Here is an 8,101-nt window from a genome sequence, read left to right as displayed (position 1 = left end):
TGCGGCGGCGAGCAGGCCGGCGGTCGACGCGTCGGTCGCGGCCAGCGGCGTCGCCGCGGCCGGCAGGTCCGCCGCGAACGCCGCGCCGAGCGCCAGACCTTCCGGCAACTGTGCCTGGAGTGCCTGCCACCAGGCGGCCGTGGCGGCCGGGCCATGGACCAGTACGGCGGCGTGGGGCGTAGCGGGAGAGATCGGGGGCACGGGCGATCAAGTCCTTGTTGCGCGGACGAAACCGCGCACGCGAAAAAGGGCCGGATTATCGCGGATAGGCGCCCGCGGCGAAACCGTGGCGGCCGCCGTCAGCGGTTCAGCCGCATCGGGTACACTGCGCCGGCTTGCGTCGCGCCGGAAGCGCGCCGCAGATTCCGGGGCCGCCGCGCAGGTGCGCGGCGGCTCGCCTGCATAGGTCTGGATTCCGCATTGTCATTCTTAGCCCGCTGCGCCGAGCTGGCGCGTCTGCTCTGGCGTTGGCTGCGCGCGCCGTTCTGGGCAGGCCTCGGTTTCATCGTCGCCTTCATCGTGCCGTACGCGCTGTACCTGGACACCCAGGTGCGCGAGCGCTTCGACGACCTGTCCTGGGAGACGCCGACGCGCATCTACGCGCGGCCGCTGGAGCTGGTGCCCGGCATGCCGCTGGATGCGGCCACCCTGAAGACCGAGCTCGAAGCTGCGCGCTACGACGAGATCACCGGCGCGCGCGCGCCCGGCAGCTTCATGCACGACGGCGACCGCTTCGTCATTTCGCGCCGCGCGTTCGCCTCGCTGGACGGCCTGGAGAAGGCGCGCCGCGTCGAAGTCGTGCTCGTGCGTTCGCGCGTCTACACTGTCAAGGACATCGACAGCGGCAAGGCGCTGGAGCGCGTGCGGCTGGATCCGGCGCGCATCGCGACCTTGTACGGCGCCGAGCAGGAAGAGCGCCGCGTGGCCAAGCTCGGCCAGATGCCGCCGCTGCTGGTATCGGGCCTGCAGGCCGTCGAGGACCGCAATTTCAAGCATCACCACGGCGTGGATTTCGTCGCGATCCTGCGCGCGAGCTGGGCCAATCTCGTCGCCGGGCACGTCGTGCAGGGCGGCTCGACCCTGACCCAGCAGCTCGTCAAGAACCTGTTCCTCGACCGCGGCCAGAACTTTCTGCGCAAGGGCAACGAGGCGCTGATCGCTCTGCTGATCGAGGCGCGCTACGACAAGCACCGCATCCTCGAGGCCTACGTCAACGAGATCTTCCTCGGCCAGCAGGGCGGCCAGGCCGTGCACGGCTTCGCCGCGGCGAGCGAGTTCTATTTCGGCCGCGAGCTCGGCACCCTGCGCGCGCCCGACGTCGCGCTGCTGGTCGGCCTCGTGCAGGGACCGAGCTACTACGATCCGCGGCGCGCGCCCGAACGCGCGCTGGCGCGGCGCAATCTCGTGCTGCAGCAGTTCTTCGACACCGGCCTGATCGACGCCGACGAGCTCGCGCGCGCCAAGGCCGCGCCGCTCGGCATTTCCGAAACGCCGGGCCTGCCGCGCAACCGCTTCCCGGCGTTCCTCGACCTCGTGCGCGCGCAGCTCAAGCGCGACTACGACGATGCGGCGCTGCGCGGCGCCGGCTTGTCGGTGCTGACGACGCTCGTTCCGTCCACCCAGCTCGCCGCCGAGAAGGCATTGCGCGACAGCCTGGCCGCGCTCGGCAAGAAGCAGGACGAGACCCAGGCCGCGCTGGTCGTGACCGGCGCGCACGACGGCGAGGTGCAGGCCGTCATCGGCGATCGCGCGCCGGACCAGCCCGGCTTCAACCGTGCGCTCGACGCGCGCCGGCCGATCGGTTCGCTGGTCAAGCCGTTCGTATTTCTGGCCGCGCTGGCCCAGCCGCAGCGCTATTCGCTCGCGAGCATCGTCGAGGACGCGCCGGTCAGCCTGCCGCAGCCCAACGGCAAGAACTGGATGCCGCAGAACGCCGACAAGACTGCGCACGGCCGCGTCGCGCTCGTCGACGTACTGACCTACTCCTGGAACTTGTCCACGGTGCGCCTGGGCATGCTCGTCGGCGTCGACCGCGTGCGCGCGCTGATCGCCTCGTTCGGCTTCGGCCGCGAGATCAATCCGAATCCGTCGCTGCTGCTCGGCGCGCTGGATCTCTCGCCGCTGGAAGTGGCCCAGCTCTATCAATACTTCGCCGCCGACGGCCATGCGCTGCCGGTCGTCGCCGTGCGCGGCGTGCTCGACCGCGACGGCAAGCCGCTGCGCCGCTATGGCAGCAAGCCCGGCGCCGGCGACTACGTCGAGGCCGCGCGGCTGGTCACCTACGCGATGCAGCAGGTCAACCTGCGCGGCACCGCGCGCGCGGTCGGCGCCGGCCCGCTGGCCGGACTCAATTCCGCCGGCAAGACCGGCACCAGCGACGATTCGCGCGACAGCTGGTATGCGGGCTTCAGCGCCGATCACCTGGCCGTGGTCTGGGTCGGCCGCGACGACAACAAGCCGACCGGCCTCGTCGGCGCGACCGGCGCGCTCAAGGTCTGGATGGCGCTGTTCGACGCGGTGCCGACGCGGCCGCTGGACCTGAATCTGAGCCAGGGCATAGAACTGGCCTGGGTCAATCCGGAAACCGGCCAGCGCACCGAGTCCGGCTGTCCCGGCGCGCGCCAGTTGCCGTTCCTGGCGGGCTACGTGCCGGAGCAGGAGCAGGGGTGCACAATGGAACGTTTGCGCGAATGGTTCGGCGGCGAAGCGCAGCAGTAGCGCCCGCGGCCGCAGGGCAATCACGAATCGACGGAAAGGCAGGACAACGATGAAAAGCAGCATGCAGATGCGCGGGATCGCCGCGGCGGCGGCGCTGGCCGTACTGGCCGGTTGCAGCGGCGGTGGCGGCACCGTCGGCGGCGAGACGCGCGCCAAGGCCGTGCGTCCCGATCACGACATGGTGCAGGCGATACGCCAGGCCGGTGCGTCCACGGCCTCGTCGGTGGAAGTGCAGCCGCTGCGCGATCCGTCCGTCGACGGATTCCTCAAGCAGGCCGCCGATTTCGAAGCCGCGCACAACTACAACGACGCGGTCGGCGCGGTCGACCAGGCGCTCAAGCTCGCGCCCGACGCGCCGGAAATCCTGCAGCTCAAGGCCGAACTGCTGGTCGGCCTGCGCCGCTACGCCGACGCCGAAGCGCTCGCGCGCAAGTCGTTCGAGCTCGGGCCGCGCCTCGGCAGTCTGTGCGCGCGCAACTGGCAGACGGTAGTCGAGACGCGCCGCGCGGCGAAGGACGAGGCCAGCGCCGAGAGCGCGAAGGCGCAGCTCGCCGCCTGCAAGGTGCCGCCGCGCCAGCGGCTGTAACGTGCGGCACGACGTTCGCGACCTGCTCGGCGCCGAGGGCCCGTTCGCGCGCGAGGTGCCCGGCTTCGCGCCGCGCGCCGCGCAGCAGGCCATGGCCGCGGCCGTGGCCGAAGCGATGGACGAGCGGCACATCCTGATCGCCGAAGCGGGCACGGGCACCGGCAAGACCTTCGCCTATCTCGTGCCCGCGGTGACCTCGGGCAAGCGCGTCATCGTGTCGACCGGCACGAAGACGCTGCAGGACCAGCTGTTCCATCGCGACCTGCCGCGCGTGCGCCAGGTCACCGGTGCGCGCATCAAGGCCGCGCTGCTCAAGGGCCGCGCGAATTATCTGTGCCTGTACCGGCTCGACCAGACCCATCGCGACGGCCGGCTGGCCTCGCGCGAGCAGGTCGCGCAGCTGCAGGCCCTGCGCGGCTGGGCCGGACGCAGCAGCAGCGGCGACCGCAACGAGATCGCCGAGGTGCCCGAGGATTCGCCGCTGTGGCCGCGCGTGACCTCGACCGCCGAGAACTGTCTCGGCGCCGATTGCCCGATGTTCAACGACTGCTTCGTGATCAAGGCGCGCCGCGCCGCGCAGGAAGCCGATCTCGTCGTCGTGAACCATCACCTGCTGTTCGCCGACCTCGCGATCAAGCAGGAAGGCTTCGGCGAGATCCTGCCCGGCGCGAATGCGTTCATCCTCGACGAGGCGCACCAGATTCCCGAGCTGGCCGGACAGTTCTTCTCGGTCAGCTTCTCGGCGCGGCAGCTGCAGGAGCTCGGCAGCGACGCCGAGGCCGAATGCGGCTCGGTGACCGGCGCGTTCGCCGTGCTGCGCGATCCGATCGCGGCGACCACGTCGGCGCTGCGCCGCACGCGGCTCGCGCTCGACAAGCTGCCGGCGCGCGGCGCCTTCACCGCGGTCGAGGAAGACCGCTTCGCGATGGCCGAGCTGCGCGAGCTGCAGACGGCGTTGCGCGCGCTCGAAGCCGCGCTCGCGTCGCAGGCCGAACGCTCGCGCGGCCTGACCGCGCTGCACGAGCGCGCCCAGGGACTGATCGAGAAGCTCGATCAGGTGCTCGACGGCGCGAGCCACGACTGGGTGCACTGGTACGAGCTCAGCAGCCACGGCTTCGCGCTGCATGCCACACCGCTGGATCTCGCGCCGCCGCTGCGCAATCTGCGCCTGCAGAGCCGCGCGGCCTGGATACTCACCTCGGCGACGTTGTCGGTCGCCGGAGAGTTCGGCCATTTCGCGCGCCAGCTCGGTCTCGACGATCCGGTCACCCTGAGTCTGCCGAGTCCGTTCGACTACGCGAATCAGGCGCTGACCTACCTGCCGCGCAACCTGCCTGATCCGAGCGCGCCGGACTACACCGACCGCGTCGTCGACGCGGCGCTGCCGGTGCTGCGCGCGTCGCGTGGCCGCGCGTTCCTGCTGTTCACGTCGCACCGCGCGCTGCGCCGCGCCGCCGAACGGCTCGCGACGCAGCCGTATCCGCTGTTCGTGCAGGGCACGGCGCCGCGGCACCAGTTGCTGACCGCATTCCGCGCGTCGGGCAACGGCGTGCTGCTCGGCGCGGCGAGCTTCTGGGAAGGCGTGGACGTCGCCGGCGAAGCCTTGTCCTGCGTGATCATCGACAAGCTGCCGTTCGCCGCGCCAGACGATCCCGTGCTCGAGGCGCGCCTGGCCGCGCTGCGCGAAGCCGGCGGCAATCCGTTCGTGCAATGGCAGATTCCGTCGGCCGTCATCGCGCTCAAACAGGGCGCCGGCCGGTTGATCCGCGACGTCGACGACCGCGGCGTGCTCGTGCTCTGCGATCCGCGCCTGAGCACGCGGCCGTACGGCAAGCTGTTCCTGCGCAGCCTGCCGCCGACGCCGGTCACCCGCGAGCTCGCCGACGTCCAGACATTTTTCGGCGTCTGAATCGCCGCGCGTTGCTGCAGTGCGATCCGCACCGCGGCGGAGCATATCACCGTCTCGAGACGCATTTTTCACGCGGTATTCACGCATTGAGCGGCGCTTGTTTCGCGGCGCGGCCGTGCGCGCCGGAAAAAATTCCCGCATTGCGGCATTGCAGATTGTGACCCCCCTTCGGGCCCTGCTATAAGAGTTGTCTGGACGAATGTTGTGGCAAGCCTCACTGAACGGCCACCGGGGGCTCGCGCCCGTATCGGTCTTCCGTAATGTCTCGTTTGCGATCCCACGTTCTTCCGTGCGCCGGCTGCGCTTGTCGGGTGATCAGGCCGCGGCCGTTTTTTTCGTGTGTGTGTCTGTGTCGGGAGGTTCCATGGGTAAGTCGATTCGGGTAACGGCGCTGGCGTCGGTCATCGGCGTCGTGCTGGCAGGAGGAATGATGGGCTCGTCGCCGGCGGCGGCGCAGTCGGCGACGGCGACTGCCGCGGCGGCCGAGAGCTACATCATCACGTTCAACGAACCGGGATTGCTGTACTACACCGGCGGCGCCGCTTCCCTGGAAGCGACCGCGCCGGCGATCAAGGGACAGCGCAAGCTGGACACCAGGAGTCCGGCGGCCGCGGCTTACACCAAGCATCTGGCTGACATCCGCGCGCAGCGCGTGCAGTCGATCTCCTCGGCGCTCGGCCGCGAGGTCAAGGCGACCCATCACTATGCGATCACGATGAACGGCATCGCCGCGGAGCTGACCGCGAGCGAAGCCGAAGCCGTGCGCAACCTGCCCGGCGTGCAGAGCATCCGCGCCGCCGGCTTCGAGCACCTGGACACCTACCGCGGTCCGACCTTCATCGGCGCCGACTCGGTCTGGAACGGCACGGCCGTTCCGGGCGGCACCGGCACGCGCGGCTTCGGCGTCGTGCTCGGCGTCATCGACGGCGGTACGAATTCCGACCATCCGTCGTTCGCGAACGACGCGGCCTGCGGCTTCAGCGGCGCAAATCCGAAGCTGCTGAGCTTCGTCGACTGCAGCAGCACCGACAGCATGACCGGCGCCTGCAACGGCTCCAATCCGGAAGCCACCGACGACGGCCACGGCGTGCATACCTCGAGCACGGCGGCCGGCAACACACTGACCTCGGCCACGGTGCCGACGCCGGTGATCCCGGCGCCGTTCACGAGCATGTCCGGCGTCGCGCCCTGCGCGTCGATCCGCCAGTACAAGGCCTGCCCCGGCACGACCTGCCCGGGCGCCGACATCTCGGCGGCGATGCAGAACGCGATCGCCGACGGCGTCGACGTCGTGAATTACTCGATTTCCGGCGGCCGCACGCCGTGGACGCCCGGCGACGGCGACCGCGTCTTCCTCGACATGGTCAACGCCGACATCGTCGTGTCGGCCTCGGCCGGCAACACCAGCACGACGATCACGAACCCGACCGGCCAGGTCAACCACCTCGGCCCGTGGGTCATGACCGTCGCCGCGTCCACGCACGACGACAACATCCTCGCGCTGGTCAGCCTCGCCGGCCCCGGCACGCCGCCGCCGGCCGGCGTCGGCGTCGCCGCCAAGCAGGGCAGCACGACGCCGATCGGTTCGATCTTCACCGGCCAGCCGATCAAGAGCTATCCGACCAACCTCGAAGCCTGCACGGCCAGCGGCGGCGTCCCGGCCGGCTACTTCACCGGCTCGGTCGCCTACGTCCGTCGCGGCAACTGCAACTTCTCCGAGAAGATCACCAACGCCGTCAACGCCGGCGCAACCTTCGTGCTGGTCGGCAACAACCAGGCCGGCCCGCTGTCGATGGACACGACCGGCTCGCCGACGACGGTCCCGGCCTACAGCGTCAAGCAGACGCCGGGCGACGCGATCCGCGACTTCATCGCCGCGAATCCGACGACGGCGACCTTCAGCTTCGATCCGACGCAGAAGAAGGGCGACGTGCTCGCGGACTTCAGCCTGCGCGGTCCGGTGCCGACCGGTTATCTGCAGGTCACCAAGCCCGACATCACCGGCCCCGGCGTGCAGATCTACGCGGCGCTGGCGGATCCGACCCAGTACGGCTACCTCAGCGGCACGTCGATGTCCTCGCCGCATCTGGCCGGCTCGGCTGTGCTCGTGCGCGCGGCCAAGCCGGCGTGGACGCCGATGGAAGTGAAGTCGGTGCTGCAGCTGACCGCGAAGATCACCGGCAACGACGACGACGCGAGCTCGCCCTGGGATCCGGATGACGTCGGCAACGGCCGCGTCGACCTGACCAAGGCGATCAAGGCCGCGCTGACGATGAACGAGACCTACGCGAACTTCCTCGCGGCGAACCCGAGCGGCGGTTCGATCCAGCCGCGGACGCTGAACATCCCGTCCATGCGCGACGTCGCGTGCAACGTCAGCTGCTCGTTCACGCGCACCTTGAACAGCAAGGTGGCGAGCGGCACGACCTGGACCGCGACCTACGTGCCGCAGTTCAGCGCCGGCGCGCCGGTCGTGACGATCACGCCGTCGAACTTCACCGTGGTCGGCGGCGGCACGCAGACGCTGAACATCGCCGTGAACATGGGCTATGGCGCGATCACGGCGCCGCTGGCGTTCGGTTACGTCGTGCTGACGCCGAGCGACAACACCCTGCCGACCGAACGCCTGACGCTGTCGGTGGCCGGTACGCGCGACGGCATCTTCGCGAACGGCTTCCAGAACTGATCGAAGCACCCGGCCGGTCTCCGGCCGGCCGGGTCCGATCGCAGGCATTCAGGGCCTTCCGCGAGGAAGGCCCTTTTTCGTTGACCGGATTTCCGTCCTGTTCGCCGCCAGAGGCGGCTGCGGTGTCGCCGGCCGCCGGCGCCGGCGCATGAAAAAGCCCGGGACAGGCCCGGGCTCGAGGAAGGCGGCGGCGCCGGCCGCC

5 protein-coding genes are annotated in these 8,101 nt (G+C 70.1%); 4 read left to right on the top strand and 1 reads right to left on the bottom strand.

Annotated elements, in window-relative coordinates; genetic code table 11:
- The coding region (locus tag NON22_RS16520) for a hypothetical protein (protein WP_257388045.1) at positions 1-201 on the bottom strand (201 nt) is incomplete at its 3' end.
- Between the two features lie 219 nt (positions 202-420).
- On the opposite strand from NON22_RS16520, the gene mrcB reads away from it, so the two are divergent.
- The 4 genes from mrcB to NON22_RS16500 all read left to right on the top strand — a co-directional run bounded on the left by mrcB (position 421) and on the right by NON22_RS16500 (position 7,899).
- Positions 421-2,718 (top strand): penicillin-binding protein 1B, encoded by a 2,298-nt coding sequence (gene mrcB, locus NON22_RS16515; protein WP_257388044.1) that lies wholly within the window; start codon positions 421-423, stop codon positions 2,716-2,718.
- 49 nt (positions 2,719-2,767) lie between these two features.
- Complete coding sequence (locus NON22_RS16510) at positions 2,768-3,304, top strand: tetratricopeptide repeat protein (protein WP_257388043.1); 537 nt, start codon at positions 2,768-2,770, stop codon at positions 3,302-3,304.
- A 1-nt stretch (position 3,305) separates the two neighbouring features.
- Positions 3,306-5,213 carry a DNA repair helicase YoaA gene (gene yoaA, locus NON22_RS16505; RefSeq protein ID WP_257388042.1) on the top strand — a complete coding sequence of 636 codons (1,908 nt, stop codon included), beginning with the start codon at positions 3,306-3,308 and terminating at the stop codon, positions 5,211-5,213.
- Between the two features lie 364 nt (positions 5,214-5,577).
- Positions 5,578-7,899, top strand: coding sequence for a S8 family serine peptidase (locus tag NON22_RS16500; RefSeq protein ID WP_257388041.1), 2,322 nt, complete (start codon positions 5,578-5,580; stop codon positions 7,897-7,899).
- Positions 7,900-8,101: the final 202 nt, after the last annotated feature.

This window comes from Tahibacter caeni, assembly GCF_024609805.1.
GTDB lineage: Bacteria > Pseudomonadota > Gammaproteobacteria > Xanthomonadales > Rhodanobacteraceae > Tahibacter > Tahibacter caeni.
The sequence above is the reverse complement of the archived record's forward strand: the minus strand, read 5'-3'. Positions and strand labels throughout refer to the sequence as shown.

Excerpts from the sequence above, each read along its gene's own strand:
- NON22_RS16510 (WP_257388043.1), top strand. The coding sequence starts at position 2,768 with ATGAAAAGCAGCATGCAGATGCGCGGGATCGCCGCGGCGGCGGCGCTG.
- NON22_RS16500 (WP_257388041.1), top strand. The coding sequence starts at position 5,578 with ATGGGTAAGTCGATTCGGGTAACGGCGCTGGCGTCGGTCATCGGCGTC.